Annotated in this window: 24 protein-coding genes; 14 read left to right on the top strand and 10 right to left on the bottom strand. The window is 69.9% G+C overall.

The annotated features are described in order from the left end of the window. The first annotated feature begins 12 nt into the window (after positions 1–12). Together BLV39_RS01460 and BLV39_RS01455 are read left to right on the top strand one after the other, a co-directional pair. On the top strand, positions 13–375 hold the full coding sequence (locus BLV39_RS01460) for a hypothetical protein (protein WP_090786275.1): 363 nt from the start codon (positions 13–15) through the stop codon (positions 373–375). After that, complete coding sequence (locus tag BLV39_RS01455) at positions 368–1,672, top strand: hypothetical protein (protein ID WP_090786273.1); 1,305 nt, start codon at positions 368–370, stop codon at positions 1,670–1,672. The genes BLV39_RS01460 and BLV39_RS01455 overlap by 8 nt, the downstream gene beginning before the upstream one ends. Before the next feature lie 183 nt (positions 1,673–1,855). Here BLV39_RS01455 and BLV39_RS01450 read toward each other — a convergent pair whose 3' ends face one another. The 3 genes from BLV39_RS01450 to BLV39_RS01440 all read right to left on the bottom strand — a co-directional run bounded on the left by BLV39_RS01450 (position 1,856) and on the right by BLV39_RS01440 (position 6,260). Continuing rightward, complete coding sequence (locus BLV39_RS01450) at positions 1,856–2,896, bottom strand: COG1470 family protein (protein WP_090786271.1); 1,041 nt, start codon at positions 2,894–2,896, stop codon at positions 1,856–1,858. A gap of 82 nt (positions 2,897–2,978) precedes the next feature. Beyond that, positions 2,979–4,931 carry a purple acid phosphatase family protein gene (locus tag BLV39_RS01445; RefSeq protein WP_090786269.1) on the bottom strand — a complete coding sequence of 651 codons (1,953 nt, stop codon included), beginning with the start codon at positions 4,929–4,931 and terminating at the stop codon, positions 2,979–2,981. A 123-nt stretch (positions 4,932–5,054) separates the two neighbouring features. Further along, on the bottom strand, positions 5,055–6,260 hold the full coding sequence (locus tag BLV39_RS01440) for a HupE/UreJ family protein (protein ID WP_090786268.1): 1,206 nt from the start codon (positions 6,258–6,260) through the stop codon (positions 5,055–5,057). 162 nt (positions 6,261–6,422) lie between these two features. On the opposite strand from BLV39_RS01440, the gene BLV39_RS01435 reads away from it, so the two are divergent. From BLV39_RS01435 to BLV39_RS01420, 4 genes are all read left to right on the top strand, one after another. Further along, on the top strand, positions 6,423–7,103 hold the full coding sequence (locus tag BLV39_RS01435) for a type 1 periplasmic-binding domain-containing protein (RefSeq protein WP_090786266.1): 681 nt from the start codon (positions 6,423–6,425) through the stop codon (positions 7,101–7,103). Positions 7,104–7,132: 29 nt separating this feature from the next. Continuing rightward, a complete protein-coding gene (locus tag BLV39_RS01430; RefSeq protein WP_090786265.1) occupies positions 7,133–8,257 on the top strand; it encodes an ATP-dependent DNA ligase in 1,125 nt (374 codons plus the stop codon). A gap of 140 nt (positions 8,258–8,397) precedes the next feature. Beyond that, complete coding sequence (locus BLV39_RS01425) at positions 8,398–9,219, top strand: DUF998 domain-containing protein (protein ID WP_090786263.1); 822 nt, start codon at positions 8,398–8,400, stop codon at positions 9,217–9,219. A 163-nt stretch (positions 9,220–9,382) separates the two neighbouring features. Continuing rightward, complete coding sequence (locus tag BLV39_RS01420) at positions 9,383–9,592, top strand: hypothetical protein (RefSeq protein ID WP_090786261.1); 210 nt, start codon at positions 9,383–9,385, stop codon at positions 9,590–9,592. 37 nt (positions 9,593–9,629) lie between these two features. On the opposite strand, the gene BLV39_RS01415 is transcribed toward BLV39_RS01420, so the two are convergent. Beyond that, the gene (locus BLV39_RS01415) at positions 9,630–10,484 is read right to left on the bottom strand and encodes an LLM class flavin-dependent oxidoreductase (protein WP_176984729.1); all 855 of its coding nucleotides are present in this window, start codon (positions 10,482–10,484) and stop codon (positions 9,630–9,632) included. 59 nt (positions 10,485–10,543) lie between these two features. On the opposite strand from BLV39_RS01415, the gene BLV39_RS01410 reads away from it, so the two are divergent. Then, a complete protein-coding gene (locus tag BLV39_RS01410; protein WP_176984728.1) occupies positions 10,544–11,050 on the top strand; it encodes a VOC family protein in 507 nt (168 codons plus the stop codon). On the opposite strand, the gene BLV39_RS01405 is transcribed toward BLV39_RS01410, so the two are convergent. Both BLV39_RS01405 and BLV39_RS01400 read right to left on the bottom strand, forming a co-directional pair. Next, positions 10,974–11,975, bottom strand: coding sequence for a cobalamin B12-binding domain-containing protein (locus tag BLV39_RS01405; protein ID WP_090786257.1), 1,002 nt, complete (start codon positions 11,973–11,975; stop codon positions 10,974–10,976). The two genes, BLV39_RS01410 and BLV39_RS01405, sit on opposite strands and share 77 nt — an antisense overlap. Then, entirely contained in the window at positions 11,972–13,654 is a 1,683-nt protein-coding gene (locus BLV39_RS01400) for a PP2C family protein-serine/threonine phosphatase (RefSeq protein ID WP_239084088.1), read from the bottom strand. Before BLV39_RS01400 ends, BLV39_RS01405 begins: the two co-directional genes overlap by 4 nt. Positions 13,655–13,836: 182 nt before the next feature. Here BLV39_RS01400 and BLV39_RS01395 point away from each other — a divergent pair, with 182 nt between their 5' ends. From BLV39_RS01395 to BLV39_RS01365, 7 genes are all read left to right on the top strand, one after another. After that, on the top strand, positions 13,837–14,184 hold the full coding sequence (locus BLV39_RS01395) for an STAS domain-containing protein (protein WP_239084089.1): 348 nt from the start codon (positions 13,837–13,839) through the stop codon (positions 14,182–14,184). An 85-nt stretch (positions 14,185–14,269) separates the two neighbouring features. Next, entirely contained in the window at positions 14,270–14,899 is a 630-nt protein-coding gene (locus BLV39_RS01390) for a TetR/AcrR family transcriptional regulator (RefSeq protein WP_090786255.1), read from the top strand. Next, a complete protein-coding gene (locus BLV39_RS01385) occupies positions 14,893–16,626 on the top strand; it encodes an ABC transporter ATP-binding protein (RefSeq protein ID WP_090786253.1) in 1,734 nt (577 codons plus the stop codon). The genes BLV39_RS01390 and BLV39_RS01385 overlap by 7 nt, the downstream gene beginning before the upstream one ends. After that, positions 16,623–18,689 carry an ABC transporter ATP-binding protein gene (locus BLV39_RS01380; RefSeq protein ID WP_090786251.1) on the top strand — a complete coding sequence of 689 codons (2,067 nt, stop codon included), beginning with the start codon at positions 16,623–16,625 and terminating at the stop codon, positions 18,687–18,689. Before BLV39_RS01385 ends, BLV39_RS01380 begins: the two co-directional genes overlap by 4 nt. A gap of 10 nt (positions 18,690–18,699) precedes the next feature. Further along, positions 18,700–19,254, top strand: a complete 555-nt coding sequence (locus BLV39_RS01375; protein WP_090791012.1) for a GNAT family N-acetyltransferase — start codon at positions 18,700–18,702, stop codon at positions 19,252–19,254. Positions 19,255–19,440: 186 nt separating this feature from the next. After that, on the top strand, positions 19,441–20,028 hold the full coding sequence (locus BLV39_RS01370; RefSeq protein WP_090786249.1) for a TMEM165/GDT1 family protein: 588 nt from the start codon (positions 19,441–19,443) through the stop codon (positions 20,026–20,028). A 14-nt stretch (positions 20,029–20,042) separates the two neighbouring features. Further along, positions 20,043–20,474, top strand: a complete 432-nt coding sequence (locus tag BLV39_RS01365) for a hypothetical protein (RefSeq protein ID WP_090786247.1) — start codon at positions 20,043–20,045, stop codon at positions 20,472–20,474. 40 nt (positions 20,475–20,514) lie between these two features. Here the strand turns inward: BLV39_RS01365 and BLV39_RS01360 are convergent, their stop codons facing one another. The 4 genes from BLV39_RS01360 to BLV39_RS01345 form a co-directional block, all read right to left on the bottom strand. Continuing rightward, complete coding sequence (locus BLV39_RS01360; RefSeq protein ID WP_090786245.1) at positions 20,515–21,126, bottom strand: PIN domain-containing protein; 612 nt, start codon at positions 21,124–21,126, stop codon at positions 20,515–20,517. Positions 21,127–21,169: 43 nt separating this feature from the next. Beyond that, the gene (locus BLV39_RS01355) at positions 21,170–21,640 is read right to left on the bottom strand and encodes an excisionase family DNA-binding protein (RefSeq protein WP_176984727.1); all 471 of its coding nucleotides are present in this window, start codon (positions 21,638–21,640) and stop codon (positions 21,170–21,172) included. A gap of 261 nt (positions 21,641–21,901) precedes the next feature. Beyond that, entirely contained in the window at positions 21,902–22,603 is a 702-nt protein-coding gene (locus BLV39_RS01350; RefSeq protein ID WP_090786241.1) for an MIP/aquaporin family protein, read from the bottom strand. A 72-nt stretch (positions 22,604–22,675) separates the two neighbouring features. After that, the gene (locus BLV39_RS01345) at positions 22,676–23,317 is read right to left on the bottom strand and encodes a TetR/AcrR family transcriptional regulator (protein WP_090786239.1); all 642 of its coding nucleotides are present in this window, start codon (positions 23,315–23,317) and stop codon (positions 22,676–22,678) included. Positions 23,318–23,413 lie beyond the last annotated feature (96 nt).

Genomic DNA, 23,413 nt, shown 5'->3' with positions numbered 1-23,413 from the left:
GACATCTGATCGATGGGGAACGAACAGACCAAGGTCGATATTCTCTCGCTGGAAGACTTCCGTCGAGCGCTCAACGCCCGCCTGACCGAGGCCGAGACGCTGCTCAAGACGGTGACCGGCTCCGCCGCGGCGCGACCCCCGCTCGGCGCGTTCGTCGACGCCAAGCGGATCACCGACGCCCACGACACCCGGCAGGACGAGCAGGCCACCCGGGTCCGGCGGCTGATCGAGGCGATCCGCGCGGCGCAGTCGGCGACCGACACGATCATCAGCAACTACCGCACGACCGAGGAGCGCAACACCGCCAACTCGGCCGACATCGCCAACGTCCTCGGCGGTGTGCAAAAGGCACTGGGGGGTTCGAGCAATGGGTGACGCGGGCAGCTACTCCGGGATGAGCCATCGCGCGCTCTACGACCAGCTTTTCGCCGGCAACCCGTGTGTCATCGAGAACACCGTCGCCGCGTGGAAGTCGGCCGAGCGCCAGGCCGACACCCTGGCCAGCACGATCGACCGCGACCTCGACGGGGTCCTGGCCGGCTGGGAAGGCGCCGCTGGCACCGAGTTCCGAGACCGGGTCGGCAAGATCTCGACTTACTCCCGCCAGCTATCCGGCAACTTCCTGGCCACGCACAGCGGCCTGAGCCAGATGAGCGCCGCCCTGTCCGACGCGCAGCGCAAGGCCGAGACGCCCGAAGAGCACGACGACAACGACAAGATGCTCAGCGGCGCCGCCAACGGCGCGGCCAAGGGCGCGCTGTTCGGCCCGGCCGGCGCGGGGGTCGGCGCGCTGGTCGGTGGTTTCATGGGCCACAACCAGGACGAGGAAGAGAAGGAACGCGCCCGCGAGCGGATGGCGGCCCTGGTCGCCGGGGTGGCCACGCAATACGAGGTGGCCGACCAGGGTGACTGGCGGCCGTTCACCCCGCCGCCGACCGGCCTGCCCGAAGGTGACCCCCACCAGGGCTCCGGCCCGTCCGGTGGTCCCCGGGTCGGCGCACCCTCGATGGACCCGGGCACCGGTCCTGGTGGCTCCGGGCGCACGGGCACGGTCGACACCCCGGGACATGTCGCCAACGACCCGGGCCCGGCCGGCGGCCCGGCGACTCCCGGCACCGGCACGGTCGGCACCGGCACTCAGACGAACGGCTCCCAGCTAACCAGCGGTGGCGACGGCGCCCTCGCGGCCGGCGCGGCCACCATCGGCACGGTCGGTGCGCTGACGCAGTTGGGCGGCACCCCGAGTCCCAGCGTTCCGGCGGGCACCGGGCTGAGCTCTGGCGGCCTACCGCCGGGCGGCGTCCTCGGCTCGCCCGGCACGGCCTCCGGCTCGCCGACCTCGGCGGCCTCCGCCACAGGTAAGGGCGCCAACACGGTCAAGCCGGCGAGCGGCTCGGGGCAGGCGGCGACCGGTCAGCGTGGTGCTGCGTCGCGCACGAGCGGGCTCAACGGCAGCCAGTCGCAGGCCGGCCGCCCGGGCGGTGGCGGCAACAGCGCCGCCGGCCCACGAAACGGATCCGCGGCTGCGGGCCGTTCCCAGGCCGCGGGCGCTGGCCGCACGAACCAGAACGACGAGGAAGAGACCGACGAACACAGCACCTGGCTAACGGAAGACGACCTGATCTGGCGCGACGCGGGCGACGTCCCGCCACCGGTCCTGGGCGGCGCCTGACCCAGCCGGCGGCAACGCCAGGCGCCCACTCGGCGCGGCCGGGCGCGGAACCCGCTCCCGGCGCAGGGCGCCCGGCCCGAGCCGGCGGGATAACCCAGGCCAGAGGCTGGGCGCAGGCGCACCTCCGCGCGGGCGTCCGGCCAAGCGCGCCTGGCGCAGGGCGTTCCGCCCTGCCTCCGCAGGTCAGCTTGTCTGCGCTTCCTTGGCGCGGATTGCCTGCTTGACGGCTTCCTGCACGCGGGCGTCTTCGCGGGCCTTGCGCTGGGCCCGGCCGCGGCGGGTGAGCACCACGATCGCTACGACCACCGCGATGAGCACGACGACGAACAGCACCAGCGTCCACGGCACGGCCCAACCGTGCGCGGTCGCCGCGATCGTGTCGAGCGCAGTCGTGGAGCCGGACGCGTCAGTGACCAGCGGCGTCAGAGTCGCGGTGGCGGCCAGCCGAACCGCCGGCGCGACGCCGTGCACCGGCACGGTCACCGTCCAGCTCTCGCCCGGCAGCAGCTCCGGCGTCGGCTGCACGGAGCTCGCGGACGCCTTCAGCCAGCCGAACGGGCCCGAGAGCGACACGGCCTGCTGCGCCGACTCGATGGCGTTGCCCGTGTTGTGGATCGTGTAGGTCACCGTGGCGTCGCCTTTGCCGAAGGGGTTACCGGGGCCGGCGTACGCCACGTGCAGGTTCTCGATCGTGAGTTGCGGTGTGAGCTCGCCGCCGACCCGCAGCTTGACCCTGATGCCGAGCCGCCGCTCGACGTTGATGCCCTGCTCCTGGTCGGGCTGGGTCAGCGAGGTGACGACGCCACCCACGTAGTCGCCCGGCGTCGCGTTGTCCGGAACGGCGACCGTGAACGGCACGTCGACGGACTTTCCAGGTTGGACGGTCACCTGCTCGCCGCCGGCCCGCAGCCAGACCCCGATGGCCTTCGACTGCTTGTCCCTGGTGAGCAGGTCAAGTTGGCCGGTCTGGGTGGTGAAGCCGTCGGCGGCGTACACGGCCAGATCTAATGCGGTCTTGCCGTGGTTGGCCACGACCATGGTGTCGTCGACCTTGCCGCCGGGGTTCACCGCATAACTGAAGCTGGACCGGTCGGCACCAAAACTGTTCGACGCGGTCCGCACCGTCCACGCGACATCGCCATCGGCTGCTTGCGCGGGGCTACCGAAAAGGCCGGTGGCGGTCAGGGCGGCGGCCAGCGCCACGAGAGTACGAAACGCGCGCATTCTGAAGTCCTTGAGAAATAGGAGGAGACGGTGGGGCAGGCACCCGAAACGGGCGCCTGCCCCGCCGGTCAAACGTCGACTATCAGCTGCTCAGAGCAGTGATCGTCAGGGTGGCGCGGTAGCCGCCCTTCTCCACGCTGCCCGGGATCTTCAGATCCAGGTCGGCGCCGAGCTTGGCGGTGCCACGCGCGTGGCCCTGCTCGCCCCAACCGAGGCCGCGCGAGACGGACAGGCCCTGGCCGTGGTCGTCGTACGCGGACGGCACGGACCCGCTGGCCTGCGCACCGGCGCCGGCGTCGAGCACGTAGGGCGTCCAACCGAGGTAGCTGCCGGAGAACGACTTGTCGGCGTCCCGGAAGTCACCGACGCTGGCCGAGATCGACCACGGCGCGAGCGAACGGCGGCTGTCCGACACCAGGATCGGGTTGATCTTGCCAGCGGCCTCGAAGTAGTCACCGTTGTGCTCGACAGCGGTGCCGAGGTCGACCAGGCCGTTGTAGCCGTCGATCGTCCAGCCGAACTCGCCCGGAGCCGCGTTGGGCACGTCGACCTGGATGTTCTGGCCGTCACCGTTGTACGGGTGCACCGTCACCTTGTCGACGATCGAGCCGACCGGCTGGTTCGCGTCGGTGTTGGAGCACGAGCTGCCGTGCTCGACGGCCGCGTTCGGCGCCAGGCAGGTGCCGCTGCGAACGTTCGCCACGACCAGCTTGTCGCTGCGCACCTCCACCTTGACGTAGCTGCGGACGTGCTCCTGGTTCTGCACCGAGTTGTACCAGTAGTTGTTCGGGTTCAGCGGGTCCGCACCGTTGCCGGCGCCGCTCGTACCACTGTTGTCGGGCTTGGTGATGTCGTAGTACTTCGAGCCCGAAGCCGAGTTGCCCGTGACGTACAGGACGCCACCGGGACCCGCGTACACGTCGGCGGCACCCGGCTGCTCGTCCGGGTTGGCCTTCGCGCCGTTCTTGTTGAGGTAGCTGCGCGAGTAGCTGTGGTCGTGGCCCTGGAGCACCAGGTCCACGCCGAGCTTCGAGAAGGTCGTCGGGAAGTCGACCCGGCGGACCTTGTTGTCGCCGTCCTTGGCGTGGTCGGCCGGCGAGTAGATCGCGTGGTGGTAGACGAGCACCTTCCACTTGGCCTCGGTGCCGTGCTGGTTGATCACGTCGGTGACGTAGTTGATGTGCGCCGCGTCGCCGCCGCCACCCTGCGAGGTCGCGTAGCTGTTGCTGTTCAGGTCGATGTACAGGACATCCTTGTAGATGTACCAGTAGTCACCGCCCGAGGTGTTCGACGTCGGGTTGCCGTTGGAGTAGTACGGGCCCGAGCGGTCCGTGTTCGGCGTGAACAGGTGCTGCTCGTAGGCCTTGCCACCGACGTCGTGGTTACCGATGGTGGCGGCCCACGGGTACTGGCGCAGCTTGTCGGGCGCCAGGAAGGCGTTCCACTGCGACTCGGTGTTGGCGGTCTCGACCTGGTCGCCGCCGGACACCAGCAGTTCGGCGTTCGGGTTGGCGGCCGTTGCCACGTCGAGCGTGTCCTGCCAGCCCGCCTGGTCCTTGGCGACCTCACCCGAGGCGCCGATCTGCGGGTCACCGAAGAACAGGAAGTCGAAGTCGCCCTCGAAGTCCTGCGTCTTGAACGCGTACGTCGAGGACCAGCTGCCCTCGGTGCCGACCCGGTACGAGTAGGCGATGTTCTCCTTCAGACCGGTGATCGTCGCGTGGCGGTTGAAGCCGCCGCTGGTCGCGATGTTCGCCCCGCCGATGGCGGCGAAGGTCGCCGCGCCCGACGGGAACTCACCGTTGGTGAGCTCGGCGGTCGGCGCGAGCTGGATCTGCTGAGCGGTGTCGGTCGACGAGTACCAGGTGACGATGCGCTGGGACTCGTTGGCTCCCACGCCGAGGATGACGGCGCTGACGCTGGTGGCGTCGGCGGCGCTGGCCGGGTTGGCCAGGCCGCTGCCGAGGGCCAAAGCCAGCCCAAGGCACGTCGCGGTGGCTCCGGCGGCCACCCGCGGCGAGATACGAGATCTCATGGATTCCTAACTCCAGGTAGAGGTCTTGCGGGGTACGAGGATCAAGCTGTTCCCGACCCATGAACCGACCATGAACCTGGCTAATACAGGTAGTGGCCCTTACCCGAAGCCCTAAGCGGATCCTTAAGAGCCGGACACCCGCTGGATGAACCAGACCAACCCCATCGCGGACACACCTGCGGAAACCACGCCCGACGCCCACAGCCCAGCCCGCGGCGAACGCCGGCGCAGCACCATGAGCAGCGGGAAGACGGCCGCGATGAGCGCGAGTTGAACCACCTCGATGCCGACGTTGAACACCAGCAACGACCACAGCAGGGTCCAGGACCACGCTTCGTCGATGCCCAACGCGCCGGCGAAACCGAGGCCGTGCACCAGGCCGAACCCGAACACGACCGCGAGCCGGCCCCAGCCCGACCGGTCGAGCGCGAAGTGGCCGCCGTCCGGCGACGCGAGTTCCAACGCGTGGTCGCCGCGCCGCCAGATCCGCCACAGGTACCAGCCGGCGACCACGGCGATCGACAGCGCGATGATCGGCTCGACCACCCGCGCCGGCACGTCGACCACGCCGAGGGCGGCCAGGATGAACGTCACCGAGTGCGCCAGGGTGAAGCTGGTGGCGGCGAGCACGATCTCGCGCGGTCGCCGCGATCCGACGATCAGGGCCAGCAGGAACAGGATGTGGTCGATCCCGGTGAGCAGGTGCTCGGCGCCGAGCCGGAAGAACTCCCAGAATCGCTGGTACGCCGACTGGCCGGTGGAGAACGACGGGTGCTCGGCGTCCAGCGCGGCGCTGCCCGTACGGCCGTCGATCGCGTACGTGACGATGGTCTTGGTGCCCTTGACGTAGCCCTCGGAGTCGGGGAAGAGCCCGCTGCGCAGCTCGTGTCCGGCGAACCGAGACGAACAGGTCCAGTCCAGGAACAGGCTGGCGTACGGCACGCCCTCTTGCTCGCCGAGCTGGAAGTCTCCATCCCGGGCGGCTGTGCACCCGTCGACGGTGAAGCGCTCGGTGACGTACCCGACGACCGAGTCGGCGTGGCCGTTCAGCGCCGCCAGCTCACCGACGCTGTCGCCCGCGTCGAACGCCGCGGTGCCCGCCCGGTAGAGCGGGTCGTCGTGCCGGTAGTCGGCGGTCGAGACGACGAGCAGGTCGTACTCGAGCTCGAGCTTCGTGCGCACCTGACTGTCGTCGCCCGACGTGACGTCGACATAGACGGTCGACGAGAACCCGTGGGCGGCGGCGGGGCCGGCGCTCAGGAGCCCGGCCGTCACGGCGATGAGTGCGAGCAGGGTGGCGACGACGATTTGGCGGAAACGCGCTGACATGTGGCTCCTTCACCTGGCCAGTGCACGGTGCACGCGGCAGGTGAACAGGAGTCGGCCCGTGGGCTAAAGACTGGAGACAACCTGCTCAGCAGGGCCGGCGGCGGCGCGCGCTGAGGTAGGAATGAGCCCGCATCAGCCGCCACACCGCAGAGGACGACCGCCGTGCGCCCCTTCATCCGGGCCGTAGCCACCCTGGCCGCGACCGCCGTGCTGGTCACCGCCTGCGGCTCCGGCGACGACTGGTCGTCACCGCGGCCGATGCCGGCACCCGTGGGCACGCTCGGCCCGGGGTTCACCGACCCGACCGCACCGCCGACCCCGGAGGGCACGGTCCGGCCCCGGCCGGGTTCCTGGGACGGCGTCCACCCGCCGGAGGGCTTCCGCGTGGTGCTGCTCACCGCGGGAGACGACGCTCCGACCAACGCGCTGGTGGCCGCGGTCAAGAGCTGGGCGAAGGACGAGGAGGTCGACCTGCGTACGGTGGACGCCGGATCCGCCCACGACCTCGTGCCCAGCATCACCAAGGCGCTGGACCTGGGGCCGGACCTCGTCGTCAGCGCCGGCAACGACCTGATCGACCCGCTGGCCCTGGTCACGGCGAGCCACCTCGCGCAGCAGTTCCTGGTCGTGGGCGCGGAGCTCGCCGAGCCCACCCACAACGTCACCGCGGTGGACTGGTCCGGCGCCTCGTTCCGGGGCGAAGGGCTGGGGATGTCCTCGACGTACGACGCCGGATCGTTCACCGCCGACCGCTGCGCGGCCGCCGTGCGGGCGGGCGTCGCGGCGGTGCTCAGCGACCTGACCGGGATCGTGGTCTGGCTCGGCGACGATTCGGCCCAGTAACTGTCGGTGGGGCGGGACAGAATGGGTGGGTGCAGCTGCCTGTCATGCCGCCCGTGCAGCCGATGCTGGCCAAGTCGGTGCCGGAGATCCCGGACGACCGGTTCTACGAGCCCAAGTGGGACGGTTTCCGGTCGATCGTGTTCCGCGACGGTGACGAGGTCGAGGTCGGCAGCCGCAACGAGCGGCCGATGACGCGCTACTTCCCCGAGATCGTCGCCGCGGTCAAGGAGAGCCTGCCGCCGCGGTGCGTGGTCGACGGCGAGATCGTCATCGCCAGCACCGACACCCGGGGGCTCGACTTCGGTGCCCTCCAGCTTCGGTTGCATCCGGCCGCGAGCCGGGTGCGGCTGCTCGCCGAGCAGACGCCGGCCAGCTTCATCGCCTTCGACCTGCTCGCGCTCGGCGACGACGACTACACGCAGCGGCCGTTCCGGGAGCGGCGGGCGGCGCTCGAACAGGCCATGAGCGGCGCCCGGCCACCGGTGCACCTCACCCCGATCACCACCGACCGCGCGGTGGCGCGGCAGTGGTTCGAGCTGTTCGAGGGCGCCGGGCTCGACGGGCTGGTCGCCAAGAGCGGCGACGAGACCTACCAGCCCAACAAGCGGGTGATGGCGAAGATCAAGCATGTACGCACGGCGGACTGCGTGGTCGCCGGCTACCGCCTACACAAGACGGAGCCCGAGGCGATCGGGTCGCTGCTGCTCGGGCTCTACGACGACCCGGCCAACCCGATGCTCCCGGCGGCCTATCGCGAATACAGCGGTGGCTCCAACCTCAGCTCCGTCGGGGTGATCGGCGCGTTCCCGATGGCCCGCCGCAAGGAGCTCTTCGCCGAGCTGCAACCCCTGGTCACCGACTTCGCCCACCACCCGTGGAACTGGGCCGCCGCGTTCGAGGGCACCACCGACAACCGGCGCGACGCCAGTCGGTGGAACCCCGAGAAGGACCTCTCGTTCGTTCCGCTGCGCCCCGAGCGCGTGGTCGAGGTCCGCTACGACCATCTGGAGGGTCACCGCTTCCGGCACACGGCCCAGTTCGTCCGGTGGCGGCCGGACCGTTCACCGGAATCCTGCGGCTACGACCAGCTAGAAGCGCCGGTTCGCTTCGATGTGGCCGACGTTCTGGCTGGCCGGATCGCGCCGGAGGCGTAGCCACCCCGGCGCGCGGTGGGGTTTTCCCGACCCTGAGTGGTAGGCCCGTGCAATCCCCCCAGTTTTCGGGGAACGATCCGAGGGGTCGGCCAGGGCGCTTCCCGATATCGGGAAAACGGCCAGGCCGGAAGCCTTAAGGCATGAACAAAGCCCGCGCATTCGGATCCGTGTCCATCGTCGGACTGCTGACCGCTGTCGTGGCGACGGTGGTCGGACACATCGGACTCGGGCCGGGATACGACCCCCTGAAACTGACCATCAGCGACTACGCACTGTCCAATCGCGGCGTGACGATCGAGATCGCGATGGTCGCCCTCGCGATCGGAGCGCCGGCCCTGCTCGCCGCGCTCCGTGCGGTCGGGGTCGCCATCCGAGGGCTGCCGACGTTCCTGCTGTCGATCTGGTCCGTGGGCCTGCTGATCGCCGCGATCATCCCGACCGACCCGCCCGAGATAACGACGCTGTCCACTGCCGCACTGATCCACCGGTACGCGTCCGTGGCCGCGTTCGTCGCCCTGCCCATCGCGGCGGCGGTGCTCGCCGCCCGCTTCACCGGGATGGGCGAGCGCCTGGCCTCGACGGTCCGGTGGCTGTGCGTGACCTGCGCGGTCGGCGTTGGTCTGCTCTGGTACGTCGCCTTCCCCGGCGGCCGCGTGATGATGGGCCTGGTCGAGCGCAGCCTGGTCCTGGTCGAGATCGCCATCCTGGCTGTCCTCTCGATCGGCGTCTTCCGCGCCACCCGCACCAAGAAGCCGGCCACCGCCGTGGCACCGAGCCGGCCCGACGGCTACGCCTCGACCCGCCCCGACCCGGCCACCTGGCCCACGATGGTCAGCAGCACGAGCCTCGCACGGGCCACGACCACGGAGCCGTTCTCGACCGGCACCGCCCGGTCCACCCGCGTAACCTCGGCCGCCGACACGGTCAGCCCGCTCGCGGGTGCCGGCCCGCGACGCCGCTGACCGAAGCGGGCGGGCACTGCCCGCCCGCTCGGCTCGCGCTGGTCGGCAGCAATGCTGACCAGCGCGAGCTGCTGTAGTGGCATGGCCGGGGCGAGCGGGCGCCGTCGAAGGACTCCCTGGTCGGGGCGTTAGCGGTCCCGCTCGCCGGGGTACCCCCGGAGGCATGACCAGCGACCGCGCCCAGTCCCGCGCCGAGCATCCGCTCCCCGAAGAGGAAGCGGTCGGCAGCGACGACTTCCAGGACCAATCAGAAGCGATCTTGATGGAATCGGACATCCGGGAGAAAGAGCCCGAGGCCACCAGACAGGCCGTCCAAGGCGGCGAGGATCCGGAAGAGATCGAACGCCGAACCTCGGAGGAAGCAGCCGAATAGCACGAAGATCCCGGCGGAAGCGCCGGGATCTTTCCTGTCAGGGCCGCAGCGGCGGCTGGGACACCGCCGCCCTCATCTCGTCCGCCGGGCCGGGCGGCACCCACTCCATCCACCAGGTGGCCCCCGCCTCGGCCACCGTCGCCACGTGCAGCCGCTCCGCGGACCAGTCCGCCCGCCGGCGCCGGCCGCCCACGACGAGGTCGAACCCCTCCACCGAGCCGCGATGGGCCCGCACCTTGTCCAGGATCTCGGCCACGTCGGCCGCGGACAGTTCCTCCTCCGCGTCGGCGTAGCGGTCGGCGGACGAACGCCGGTACGGCAGGAACCCGTCGTGCCGGGCCGCCCGGCCCACCGCCGCCTTCCCGGGCCAGCCACCGCCGATCCAGATCGGCACCCGTACCGGCGCCGGTTGGAAGAGCACGTCGTCGACCCGGAAGTGGGCGCCGGCGAAGCTGAACCGCTCGCCGGCGAACAGTCCGACCAGGATCTGGAGCGACTCGTCGAGCAGTCCGGCCCGGGTGCGCGGGTCGGAGACACCGCCGAACCGGCGGTACGCGTCGTCGTTGGGATCGCCCACACCGAGGCCGAGCACGACCCGGCCGCCGCTGAGCTGGTCGAGCGTGCTGACGCGGCGGGCCAGCTCCCACGGCAGGTGCCGGGCGCCTCCCGTGACGGTCGTGCCGAGGCGCACCGACGAGGTCGCGCCGGCCATCGCGGCGAGCGCGACCCACACGTCGGCCGTCGGGCAGTCCGGTTCCGCGTTGTAGACCAGGTAGTCCTCGAGGAACACACCGTCCCAGCCGGCGTCCTCGGCGCGGCGGGCCAGTTCGGCGAGTAGGCGGGGGTCGGCGCAGGCGGCACCACAGGGCAGTTCGAGTCCGAATGACGTCACGGTTCCGGCTGTACCCAGATTTGACCCTGACGTAGCGGGAGGCCCTAGCGTCACGGAACATGACCGAGCCGACACTCGATACCGGCATCACCACGGACATCTACCCGATGCCGACCTTCCTCACGATCGAAGCGTCCAATCTGGAGCGTACGGTCGACTTCTTCGTCAACGGCCTCGACTTCGTCAGCCTGTTCACGCTCCCGGGCCCGGACGGCACGCCGATGCTGGTGCACCTGCGTCGCTGGCGCTACCAGGACATCCTGGTGCGCCGCGGATCGCCGCAGCCGGGAGCGGGCTGGAGCATCAGCTTCGCGGCGCTGGCCGAGGAGCTGCCGGCGCTGGCGGCGAAGGCACCAGGCACAGTGGACGGACCGACCGACACGCCGTGGAACACCCGGGACCTGACCGTCACCGACCCGGACGGGTACCGGATCGCGTTCACCGCCCGTCGCCCGGCCGGCGAACGGGACGAGGCGTTCGGCGACGAGATCAGGCGGCTGGCCGCGGAGCAGCTCCCCGCAGGAAACGATGCGCCCGGGGAAAGTCGCGGAGCCGATCGGCCATGACGTCGAAGGTCAGCCCGACCGTGTGCAGCGGGACGCCGCGGCTGTCCAGCACCTCGAGGAGCCAGCCCACGAACTCGCCGAACAGGCTGGCGTCGTCCACGTACACGGCGGCGGCCAGCGAGTCGACGATGTAGCCGAGGTCGGCGACCGTGGCGTCGACCTGAGCGGGCGAGTACCGCTTCAGATCCAGCCGTTCCAGCGCCAGGTCGATCAACTCGACGCGGGTGGCGACCAGACCGGCGTACTCGGTGTCATCGAGAGATACCGGCGCCGGCGCGGCGTCGAACGCCGGTGTGGCCAGCACCGACGACGCGGCCCGGGCGTCGCGGGCGAAGGCGACGCCGAGCTTGGTGGCCCACCGCCCGTCGGAGCCGAACCCACGGCCGCCGACGAGCACGGGCACGTCGGTGCGGCGGCAGGCCTCGATCGCGCGGAACGCGTGTGGCAGCCGCATCGGCAGCGCGCAGGCCAGCAGCACCGCCCGCGGGTCGTGCCGATGCAGGTAGGACACCAGGTGCACCGAGGGCACGCTGGCGCCGAGGAAGGTCACGTCCCAGCCGTCGAGGCGGAGCACCTCGGCGACCAGGCGGGCGGGCAGCGCGTGCCACTCACCGTCGAGACAGGCGACCACGACCCGCTCCCGGGTCGGCCGCGCGCGGACCGCCGTGGCCACCGCGGCTATCACCCGCTCGCTGACGTGCGTGGCCGCGTGCTCCTGCGCGACGCTCCACTCGTTGCGTTGCCACCACTCGCCGACCTGGGCCTGGGCGGGCGCGACCAGGGACAGCAGCACCCGCTCGGCCGGGACTCCGCTGTCCAACAGGGAAAGGGCGACGTCGATCGCGCCGTTCTCGTCGGCTTCGTCCAGGCAGTGCAGGTAACGCGGGTAGGCGGTCTCCACCGAGGGGTCCAGCACCGCGGTCATGGCGCGGGCACCGCGTGCAGATGCCGGGTGGGTGCGCCGGACGCGACGGCGCGGATCGCGAACACCGCGATGTCGTCGTGGTTGCGGCCGCCGAGCCAGTCGCCGATCACCTGCTCGATCCGTTCGGCGAGCGCGGGCGCCGGCATGCGTTGGCAGCCTTCGAGTGCGGCGACGAGGCGGGCGAAACCGAACTGCTCGCCGCGTACGCCGCCGCGCGCCTCGGTCACGCCGTCGCTGAACAGCAGGCAGGTCTCACCGGCGGCGAGCTGCACGGTGACGGTGGCGATCCGCGGGTCGGGCACCACTCCGATCAGCATGCCGCGCAGGTCGACGGTTTCCACCGTCCCGTCGGCGCGCAGCACGATCGGCGGCAGGTGACCGCCGCTGGCCAGGGTAAGCGAGAGTCCGCCACCGTGGGTCGGGTGCGTGCGGCCGAGCACCATCGTCGCGAAGCGGCCGTGCCCGTGCGCCCGGCTGGTCTCCAGCACCGAGTCGTTGAGCAGGGTGAGCAGCCGCGCCGGGTCGGACTCGATGCGGCGCAGCGCCTGGATTCCCTGCCGGATCTGGCCGGTGAACACGGCGGCGTCGACGCCCTTGCCGGACACGTCGCCGAGGTAGAACAGCGCACCGCCGTCGGGCTGCTCGTGCGCGCCGTAGAAGTCGCCGCCGATCCGCAGCGAGCTCTGCGCGGGCCGGTAGGCGGCGCCCCACTGCACACCGCCCACGCTGGGCGGCTCGATCGGCGCGAGGCTGGCCTGCAGCGTCTCGGCGACCTCGGCCTGGTCGCGGTAGAGCACGGCGGCGTCGAGCGCGGCACCGGCGCGGGCCGCGAACCCGCGCACCATCTGCACCTCGTGCTCGTCGAGATCGGTGTCGCGCACGACGACCAGCGCACCGGTCGGCGCCGCGCTGCCGGGCAGCGACACCACCCGCACGGCGACCGCGCCGGGTTTGCGTCCACCCAGCCAGCCGGCCTCGGCGAGCTGGTCGGCGAGCCAGTCGGCCTCGGAGGGCTCGGTGCCGTCCAGCGCCTGCGCCACCGCCGGCGGCAGGTCGTCCGCGCTCAGCACGCCGCCGTCGACCAGCGTGGGCCCGTCGCCGCCGCCGGCCCGCCACCAGCGGGCTCGGCCACGACGCGGCGCCAGCACCACCACGGCGACGTCGCCCAGCGTGGGTACGGCCAGGCGTACGGCGGCCCGCGCCGCCCGGTCCTCGTGCAGCGGATTGCCGAGTTGCTGGCTGGCGGTGGCCAGGAAACGGGCGCGGCCACGCTCGGCGAGCAGGGCGTCGGAGCGGGCGATGGCGTCGGTGACGTCCTCGACGTACCAGGCGATGCTCGTGGCTCCGGCGACCGTGAGCTCGACCCGGCGGCAGCGCACCCGGCGCTCGCCGATGGTCAGCTCACCGGCGGTCAGCGGCGCGACTCCGCAGCCGGCGAAGGTGCGGCCGGCCACGAGCCCGGGCATCAGGGTCAGCGCCGGCTGGCTGAACTCGCGGATCACGCCGGTCGGGTCGGTGACCACGACGCCTTCGCGGAAGTTGTCGACCAGGGCGGGTTCGCTCGCGACGGGTGGGGTACGGCGTGGTGCCGACGGCGCGGCGGCGCGCCTGTCGGACGTCGCCGTTACCGGGACCTGGCGACCGCCCGACTCCGAGCCTTCGAGGTCCGCGGTATTCACAAGCGTCGACTACTCCCCTGATCAATCGGCTTGGGAAACCCACCCTACGCGCATGTTTGTCATGCGGCATGTGATGGCGGTCCGGGGCATCACCCGATCGACCGTACGGGCCTTGCCTGTCGGGCGGATTCCCGTGAGCTGCCCTAAAATGGGTCCGTCGTAACGGCGCGGAGGTGGCAACGGTGAGTCGGCTGGTCCCGGATCAGGAGCCGCTGGTGGTGGAGGTCGCCGACTCGGTGGTCACCGTGCGTGGCGATCTCGACTTCCCGTGCGCCGAGGCGTTGCGGGTCGCGTTGACCTCCGCGCTCGACCGCGACCCGGCCACCCTGACCGTCGACGTCGAGCGGCTCACCTTCATCGACAGCACGGGCCTCGCGGTGCTCGTTTACGCCTGGCAGCGCGGCCAAGAGGCGGGCGTGCCGGTCGTCCTGCGGTCGGTCCCACGGTTCCTGACGTCGATCCTCGACATCACCGGCGTGGGTGAGCTGATGGCCCGGCCGGCCGGCGCGACGACCGCCGCGAGCGCCTGACCTCACCAGACGCGTTCGCCTCTGGCGAAACTGTAGGCAATTCGCTTGTGAGTGAGTAACTCACTCAGTTAACGTTCGCGGCGTGATGACGTCAACCGCCGCCACCGGGGGCCGGGCCAGGCCCCTGCCGCCCGAGGAGCGCCGTGCCGCCCTCGTCGCGGCGACGCTGCCGCTCGTCGTCAAGCACGGCGCCAAGGTCACGACGAAGCAGATCGCCGAGGCCGCCGGTGTCGCCGAGGGCACGATCTTCCGCGTCTTCCCCGACAAGGAGTCGCTGGTCCGCGAAGCCATCGCGACCGTCCTCGACCCGTTGCCGACCGTGGCCGCGCTCAACGGCATCGACCTGGACCTGCCTGTCCGCGAGCGGATGGCGCGGGCCGTGGACATCCTGCGCAAGCGGCTCGAGACCGCGTTCGCCGTGATGTCCGCCCTGCGGATGGACGGCCCGCAGCACCACAAACCCGAAGAGCGCCCGAGCCACCAGCCGATGTTGGACGCGATCGAGCGGCTGGTCGTGCCCGACGAGGACAAATTTCGGTTGCCGGCCACCGAGGTCGCGCGGATGCTCCGCCTGATCACTTTTGCCGGCACCCACCGGATCATCACCGACAACCACCCGCTCACCACCGAAGAGGTCGTCTCGGTCCTCCTCGACGGCGTGCTGCGCCGCCCGGACTCCGACAGCCACCAGAGCAACCCGGGGGAAAGTTGCTGATCAAACTTCTGCGGCGCTACCTGCGCCCGTACTCGAAACCGCTGTTGGCGGTCGTCGCCTTCCAGTTCGTCGGCACGATGGCCTCGCTATACCTGCCGAGCCTCAACGCCGACATCATCGACAAGGGCATCGCGCTCGGCGACACCGGCTACATCGTCAAGACCGGCGGCTGGATGCTCGCCGTCACGGTCGTGCAGATGGCCTGTTCGATCTGGGCCGTCTACTTCGGTGCGCGCACGGCGATGAGCTTCGGCCGCGACGTACGCGGCGCGATCTTCCATCGGGTCGGCATGTTCTCGGCCCGTGAGGTCAACCAGTTCGGCGCGCCGTCGCTGATCACCCGCACCACCAACGACACCCAACAGGTGCAGATGCTCGTCGTGATGAGCTGCACCCTGCTGGTCACCGCGCCGATCACCGCGGTCGGCGGCGTGATCCTCGCGCTGCGCGAAGACGTCGGCCTGTCCTGGCTGATGCTGGTCTGCGTGCCGGTGCTGGCCATCGCGATCGGCCTGATCATCCGCCGCATGGTCCCGACCTTCCGCAAGATGCAGACCCGGATCGACGGCGTCAACCGAGTGCTTCGCGAGCAGATCACCGGCGTACGCGTGGTCCGCGCGTTCGTCCGGGAGCCCTTCGAGACCGACCGGTTCGGCGTGGCCAACCAAGAGCTCACCGCGACCGCGCTGCGCGCCGGCCGGCTGATGGCGCTGATCTTCCCCACCGTCATGCTCGTGCTCAACGTGTCGAGCGTCGGCGTGCTCTGGTTCGGTGCCAGCCGGGTCGACTCGGGCCAGATCGAGATCGGGGCGCTGACCGCGTTCCTCAACTATCTGGTGCTGATCCTGATGTCGGTCATGATGGCGACCTTCATGCTGATCATGGTGCCCCGGGCCGCGGTCGCCGCGGAGCGGATCACGGAGGTGCTCGACACCGACAGCACGGTCGTCCCGGCGGCCAACCCGGTCACCAGCGTGAGCCAGCAGGCCAGCCTTGAGTTCCGGGGGGTCACGTTCCAGTACCCCGGTGCCGCGGCGCCGGTGCTGCGCGACATCGACCTGACCGCGTCGGCGGGCCGGACCACGGCAATCATCGGGAGTACGGGCGCCGGCAAGACCACCCTGATCTCGATGGCGCCCCGGCTGTTCGACGCGACCGCCGGGGCCGTGCTGGTCGACGGCGTCGACGTCCGCGAACTGGACGCCGACCTGCTGTGGAGCAAGATCGGGCTGGTGCCGCAACGGCCGTACCTGTTCACCGGCACGATCGCCAGCAACCTGCGCTACGGCAACCCGGACGCCTCCGACGAGGAGCTTTGGGAGGCGCTGGAGATCGCGCAGGCCAAGGACTTCGTCTCCGAGATGCCTGAGGGGCTCGATGCTCCGATCGCCCAGGGCGGCACCAACGTCTCCGGTGGTCAGCGGCAACGCCTGGCCATCGCGCGGGCACTGGTCCGCAAGCCGGAGATCTACCTGTTCGACGACTCGTTCTCCGCGCTCGACCTCGGCACCGACGCCCGGCTGCGGGCCGCGCTGCGCCCGGTGACCGCGGACGCGGCCGTCGTCGTGGTCGCGCAACGCGTGTCCACGATCATCGACGCCGACGAGATCATCGTGCTCGAGGACGGCGCCGTCGTCGGCCGAGGCCGACATGCCGAACTGTTGGAAAGCAGCCCGACGTACGCGGAGATCGTCGAGTCGCAGCTCACGGTGGGAGCCACCGCATGACCGCGCCAAAGAACGCCCCCACGCCCGCGCCGCAGAACGGCGGTGGCGGAGCCCGGGTTACCCCGAGCCGGTTGCCCGCCGCTGGACGGCGGACCGGTGGTGGCGGCCCGCCGTGGATGAGCGCCGGCATGCCGGCCGAGAAGTCGATGACCTTCGTGCCATCGGCCAAGCGCCTGCTGCGCCGGCTCAGCCCGTACCGAGGCAAGCTTGCTTTGATCATCTTGTTGGCGCTGGCCAGCGTCACGCTCTCGGTGATCGGTCCGAAGATCCTCGGCCACGCGACCGACATCATCTTCCGCGGCGTGCTCGGCCGGCGCCTGCCCGAGGGCGCCAGTCTCGACCAGGCCGCCGACGCGGCGAGGGCCGGCGGCCAGAACAACTTCGCCGACCTGCTGCTGAAGTCCAAGCCGATCCCGGGCGTCGGCATCGACTTCCACCAGCTCGCGCGGATCCTGCTGATCGTGCTCGGCATCTACGTCGTGGCCAGCGTGCTGTCCTGGTTGCAGGGCTGGGTGCTCAACGGCGTGGTGCAGAGCGCGATCCGCAAGCTGCGCGGCGACGTCGAGGACAAGCTCAACCGGCTGCCGCTGCCCTACTTCGACCAGCAGCCCCGCGGCGAGCTGCTCAGCCGGGTCACCAACGACATCGACAACATCTCGCAGAGCCTGTCGCAGACCCTGAGCCAGGTCCTGACCTCGCTGCTGACGGTGATCGGCGTGGTCACGCTGATGTTCGTGATCTCGCCACTGCTGGCCGTGGTCGCGCTCGTCGCCGTGCCGCTCTCGTTCGTGATCACGGCACAGATCGGCAAGCGGTCGCAGAAGAAGTTCATCGCGCAGTGGCAGCACACCGGCCGGCTCAACGCGCACATCGAGGAGGCCTTCACCGGCCACGAGCTCGTCAAGGTGTTCGGCCGCCAGCGTGAGGTGGAGGCCGAGTTCGAGGCCCGCAACGACCAGTTGTTCAAGGCCGCCTTCGGGGCGCAGTTCATCTCCGGAATCATCATGCCGGCGATGTTCTTCATCGGAAACCTGAGCTACGCGGTGATCGCCGTCCTCGGTGGGCTCCGGGTCGCCTCGGGCACGATGACGCTGGGCGACGTGCAGGCGTTCATCCAGTACTCGCGTCAGTTCACCCAGCCGCTGACCCAGCTCGCGTCGGTGGCCAACCTCTTGCAGTCCGGCGTCGCGTCGGCCGAGCGGGTGTTCGACCTGCTGGACGCCGACGAGCAGGTGCCCGACCCTTCGCCGGCCGTGGAGGTGCACCAGCCGCACGGCCGGGTCGAGTTCGAGCACGTCTCGTTCCGCTACACCCCGGACACCCCGCTGATCGACGACCTGTCGCTGGTCGCCGAGCCCGGGCACACGGTGGCGATCGTCGGACCGACGGGTGCCGGCAAGACCACGCTGGTGAATCTGGTCATGAGGTTCTACGAGCTGGACGGCGGCCGGATCACGCTCGACGGCGTCGACATCACCACGATGAAACGCGAGACGCTGCGCGGCGAGATCGGCATGGTCCTGCAGGACACCTGGCTGTTCGGTGGCACGATCCGGGACAACATCGCGTACGGGAACCCCGATGCGTCGGAGGCCGAGATCCATGCGGCGGCCGAGGCGACGTTCGTGGACCGGTTCGTGCGCAGCCTGCCGGACGGCTACGACACGCTGATCGACGAGGAGGGCAGCAACGTCAGCGCGGGTGAGCGGCAGCTCATCACGATCGCGCGCGCGTTCCTGGCCGACCCGTCGCTGCTGATCCTGGACGAGGCGACGAGCTCGGTCGACACGCGTACGGAGGCGTTGCTCCAACGGGCGATGGCCGCGCTGCGCTCCGACCGGACGAGCTTCGTGATCGCGCACCGGCTCTCCACGATCCGCGACGCCCACCTGATCCTGGTGATGGAACGGGGTCGCATCGTGGAGCAGGGAACGCACGCCGAGTTGCTCGAGGCAGGTGGGGCGTACCGGCGGCTGCACGACGCGCAGTTCACTCAGGCGGCGGTCGACCTCGACTCCTCGGGCGGGGGAATCGCGCTCGCGGGGGCTCCGGCCCAACGCTAGGGTGTTTCGCATGATTCACGTGGAACGGGCGACGGCGGCTCATCGCCAGCAGGTGGTCGAGACCGTCGTCGCCGCGTTCGACCAGGATCCGGCGTTTCGGTATTTCTTCCGCGATCCGGTGACCCGTGATGCCGAGGCTGCCGAGTTCGCCGGTCACCTGTTCGACCAGCGGGTCGGGCCGGGTACCACCTGGGTGATCGAGGGCGGCCGGTCCCTGGCGATGTGGGACGCGCCCGGAGGTTGGTCTTCGGACGAGCCTAAGTTGGCGGTCTCCGACGAGGCGTTGGCACGGCTCGACGACTACCACCGCGCGGTGCAGGGCTTCTTCCCGCGCGGGGAGCCGTTCTGGTACCTCGGGGTGCTCGCCACCCACCCCTCTCACGCCGGCCGCCGGCTTGGTCGTTCGGTGATGAAGCCGGGGCTGGCTGCGGCTGCGGAGGCTGGACTGCCGGCCTATCTGGAGACGACGAACAAGGGCAATGTCGCCTTGTACGAGCGTGCCGGCTGGCGAGTGAGCGGCAGCACACACCTTGGTGATCTTCCGATCTGGGTGCTGACCCAGTAGCGTGGGTGGCTGCGAAGGGGAGTAGCTCCCAACGTGGTGGTCGACACACTGGCGTCCGCGCCCGGCCACCCGACCTGACGGCCTCGGCCGTGAGGTGAGCGAGACCTTCGGCTACGGCAATGCTCAATTGCCGGGTCGAAGTCTCGCGCGCGAGTCGACCCGGTGGACACACCCGGGAGGACATTCGTGGGAGGCTTTCTCGCCGCGCTCGCGATCAGCTTCGGCGTCATCTTCGTCGCCGAACTCGGCGACAAGTCCCAGTTGATGGCGATGACCTTCGCCACCCGCTATCGCGCCCTGACAGTGCTGATCGGCATCACGGTGGCCACGGCCGTCGTACACCTGATCTCGGTTGCGGTCGGTTATGGCTTGGGCGCGGCACTGCCGACCAAGTGGATCAGCCTCGCCGCGGGCGTGGCGTTCCTGGCGTTCGCGGCCTGGACACTGCGCGGCGACTCCCTGACCGAAGAGGAGAAATCGAAGGCAGGGCGGACGCAGCGCTCGGCCGTGCTGGCGGTGGGTGGGGCGTTCTTCCTGGCGGAACTCGGCGACAAGACGATGCTGGCCACGATCACGTTGGCCACCCAACACGGCTGGTTCGGCGTGTGGGTCGGTTCGACGATCGGCATGGTCGCCGCGGACGCCCTGGCCATCGTGGTCGGCCGCATGCTGGGCAAGCGCCTGCCGGAAAAGGCGATCAAGTGGGGAGCGGCGGCGCTGTTCGTCATCTTCGGCATCTGGCTCATCGCCGAGTCGCTGGTGGAGATCGCCTGACATCATCGCCGTCTATGAGCTCGATCATCACGTTCTTCGTCGCGCCGGACCACGCGACCGCGGCCGGGGTCGCCAAAGGCGGCCCCGGCCGGGATCTCCAGGTCGCCGAATACGGCAACTTCGCCGTGTGGGCAGCGATCGAGGAGTGGGAGAGCATCCTGCTGGACCGCGACCTCGAGGAGATCATCGCCACCGGGGGCGCGGACGTGCTGACCGGCGGCGAGGACGAGCCGATCGTCCTGTTCCTTCCTCCCGCACTCACCCAAGCCCTGGCCAGCGCCGGCGATGACGTGCTCGGCAGCACCGCGACGCGCTGGGTGGCGCTACGGGCCGACGACGGTGATGTCATCGACGAGGAGCTGGCCCGCGCCATGCTCAACGACCTCGCCACCTTGGCGACGGCAGCGGAAGACTCCAAGGGCGGGCTCTACGTCTGGATCTCTTAGTCAGGGCCTTCTCCAGGTCAGCCATGTCCGACCGCGTCGGTCACCAGGTGCGGAGGCGCTCGTCGGTCCTCAAGAGGAACGCGAATCGCCCGGCGCCCGCTTTGTCGAGGCTGTCGATGCACGAGTCCTCGGCCGCCTCCGCAGTCAGCTCGCCTCGACCCTGCCAGTAGGCAATCTGGGCCAGGTATCGGCGCCGAACGAGCTCCGGATGGCGCTCGGTGATCAGGCAGAGGAAGTCATCGACGTGCGTTACGTCGATGCCGGCCTGCACCTGGTCAAGGCATTGTTGGAAGTTCGCGATGTCGCGGTCGCGCGTGATGAGGATGTCGACGCGGCCGGCGTACGCGGCTGCCAATAGATGGTGGTCATTTGGGTCTTTGGGCTCGGGTACGGACTGGGGGTCCCAGCGGACGACCTTCGCCTCAGGGAAATTCTCATCGAGCATGTCCCGCCAACGCTCGATCTTTTGCTCCGGCGCAGCCGGGTGATTGCGGCGCAGGTGGTAGAACGCCTCGGCCAGAACGGCTTCGCTCCAGCGAAGTTCGTACGCGGTGTAGTGACTGTCGAGGGCCATCAACACCAGCCAGTCCCGCAGGCACCGTGAATACAGAACGTTGGCGTCGACGAACGCAATGAGCGGCACAGGCAGCACGAAGTCAGGCTAGCGATGCTGAAGCCCAAGCCACAGTGGGCAATTACTCGTAGATACCCAACTCGTCCTGTTCGGACATCAAGGCTTCATAGGCTTCGCGCTGCTGCGAAATGCGTTGCCGGCGATAGGCGAGCAGATCTGCCAGGACCACCCGTCGATGAGTGCCGACCCGGTGCGACCGGATCTCGCCCTTGTCGAGTAGCCCGATCAGCGTCGGCCTCGACACGCCCAACAGGCGGGCAGACTCACTGGTCGTGAGCTCACGCGCGATCTCGCTCACCACGACACCGTCGCCACGGTCGAGGACTGCGCCCACTTGCCGGAGTAGGTCGACCAGAAGACCGGGCACGGCAACGGATCCCGCGTCGCCCGCCGCCAGCCGGACCTCGTCGCCGTCGACCTGCGCCAGCAGCGCAAGGAACGACTTCAGTGAGGCGTGCTCCGGGCTGCCCTTGCGACTGGCCGCCTCCGATAGCTGAAGCGCCGTTGTCGTGAGCGTCGTTGCCCTACTCATGATCCACCCCTCGCCGCAGCGCCCGCTGTGTACGGCTCTCGCATCTAGCCTTGGCCGCATCAGCAGCAAGTGCAATCGGCTTTAAGTTATTTCACTTAATGCGAAGTCTAGCTGACGCAGGACACCCGCGCCCGCTTGGTTCCCGATGTGGTTAGCCGCTGAGGCTGGTCCCTCGGCGGGCCAGGTGGCGTTGGAGCGGATCGCGGACGAACGACATCGCCCGTCGTTCATCACAGCCGAGCCCGCCTGGCCGACGCCTGGTCAGGCGCGTTCCGCGTGCTCGCGGTAGTGGCTGCGGGTGGTGGTCAACAGCGGCGCGGTCAGGGCCGCGAGCACCCCGCCGGCCAGTGGGGCCACGATGAAGACCCAGAGTTGGCGCAGGGGTTCGCCGCCCTCGAAGATCGCGGGGCCGAGCGAGCGGGCCGGGTTGATCGAGGCGCCGTCCAGCGTGATCGCGACCAGGTTCGTCGATGCCAGGGCCAGCCCGATCGCCAGGCCCGCGAACCCCGCCTGCTCCGATCGGCTCGTGACGACCAGGACGACCAGCACGAGCAGGAAGGTCAGGACGATCTCCAGCAGGAACGTGCCGCCCAGGTTGATGTGTGGGCCGTAGCTGTTGGTGGCCAGTGAGCCGGTCTGGTCGGTGACGCCGCCGTAGCGGGTGAGGATCCACAGGCCCAAGCCCGCGATCGCGGCGCCGCCGAACTGGGCGATCCAGTAGCCGATCGCGCCTACGACCGAGATTCGGCGGGCGATCAGGGCGCCCAGGGTGACCGCCGGGTTGACGTGGCAGCCGGAGATCGGGCCGATGGCGTAGACGAGCACCAGCAGGGTAAGCCCGAAGGTGAGGGCGACCGCGACGACGCCGCCGTCGATCCGGGCGGCTACCGCGGAGCCCGCTCCGACGAACACGAGCAGCAGCGTGCCGACGAACTCCGCCGCGTACCGTCTCAGCCCCGCCATAGGCCGAAACCTAAGCGCCCGGCGATCGACCGCGCAGCGGAACCGGCCAAATGATCACACCCGGGCCAGAGCTCAGTTGTCGGGTGTGAACGGGCGGGGTGTGTGCGTGAGTCCGTTGAGGATGACTGTCAGCCCGCGCTCGAATTCCTGGCCGCTGAAGGCCGCGCCGACCGGGGCTAGTTTGGCGAGAGTCGGGAGTGCGTCGCCCGCGAGGGCTTCGACGCGCCGGGCAGCGGAGTCGGGATCGTCCTCATGCGACAGCCTTCCGGCCAGCTCGGCTTGCACGATGCCCATGACGAAGGCCGAGACAGTGCGGAACGCGACGAACAGGTCGACCCCCGCCAAGCCTCCGCGAGCGAGCGCCGCCGCGAGCGCCTCGCCTGGGGCGAGACTGGCGCGGGTGGACGTGCGGCGGGTGAGTACGAGCGGGATAACCGCCGGATGCGCACGGAAGGTACGCCACAGGGCGGTGGCCACGGCGCGCGTGTCGGCCAACCAGTCGTCGCTCGGGGCCGGTATCTCGACAAGCGCGGAAACGGCGTCGACCACCAGTTCCTCGAGGCCTTCGCGACCGTCGACGTAGTTGTAGACAGTCATCGCGCCGGTCTGCAGGGACGCCGCCAGCGAGCGCATCGTGAGCCCGGTCAGGCCGTCCCGGTCCACGATCGCCAGCGCGTGTTGCTGGATGTCCGTGAGGGTGAAACGGGCTCTCATGCGCGCAGTATACGTACGCCGTACGCATTAGAAAGAGTCTAGGGGGCGTGCCTGACGTCACTTGACACGTACAACGTACGCGAGCAAGCCTTACGT

Source organism: Asanoa ishikariensis, assembly GCF_900107455.1.
GTDB lineage: Bacteria > Actinomycetota > Actinomycetes > Mycobacteriales > Micromonosporaceae > Asanoa > Asanoa ishikariensis.
The sequence above is the reverse complement of the archived record's forward strand: the minus strand, read 5'-3'. Positions and strand labels throughout refer to the sequence as shown.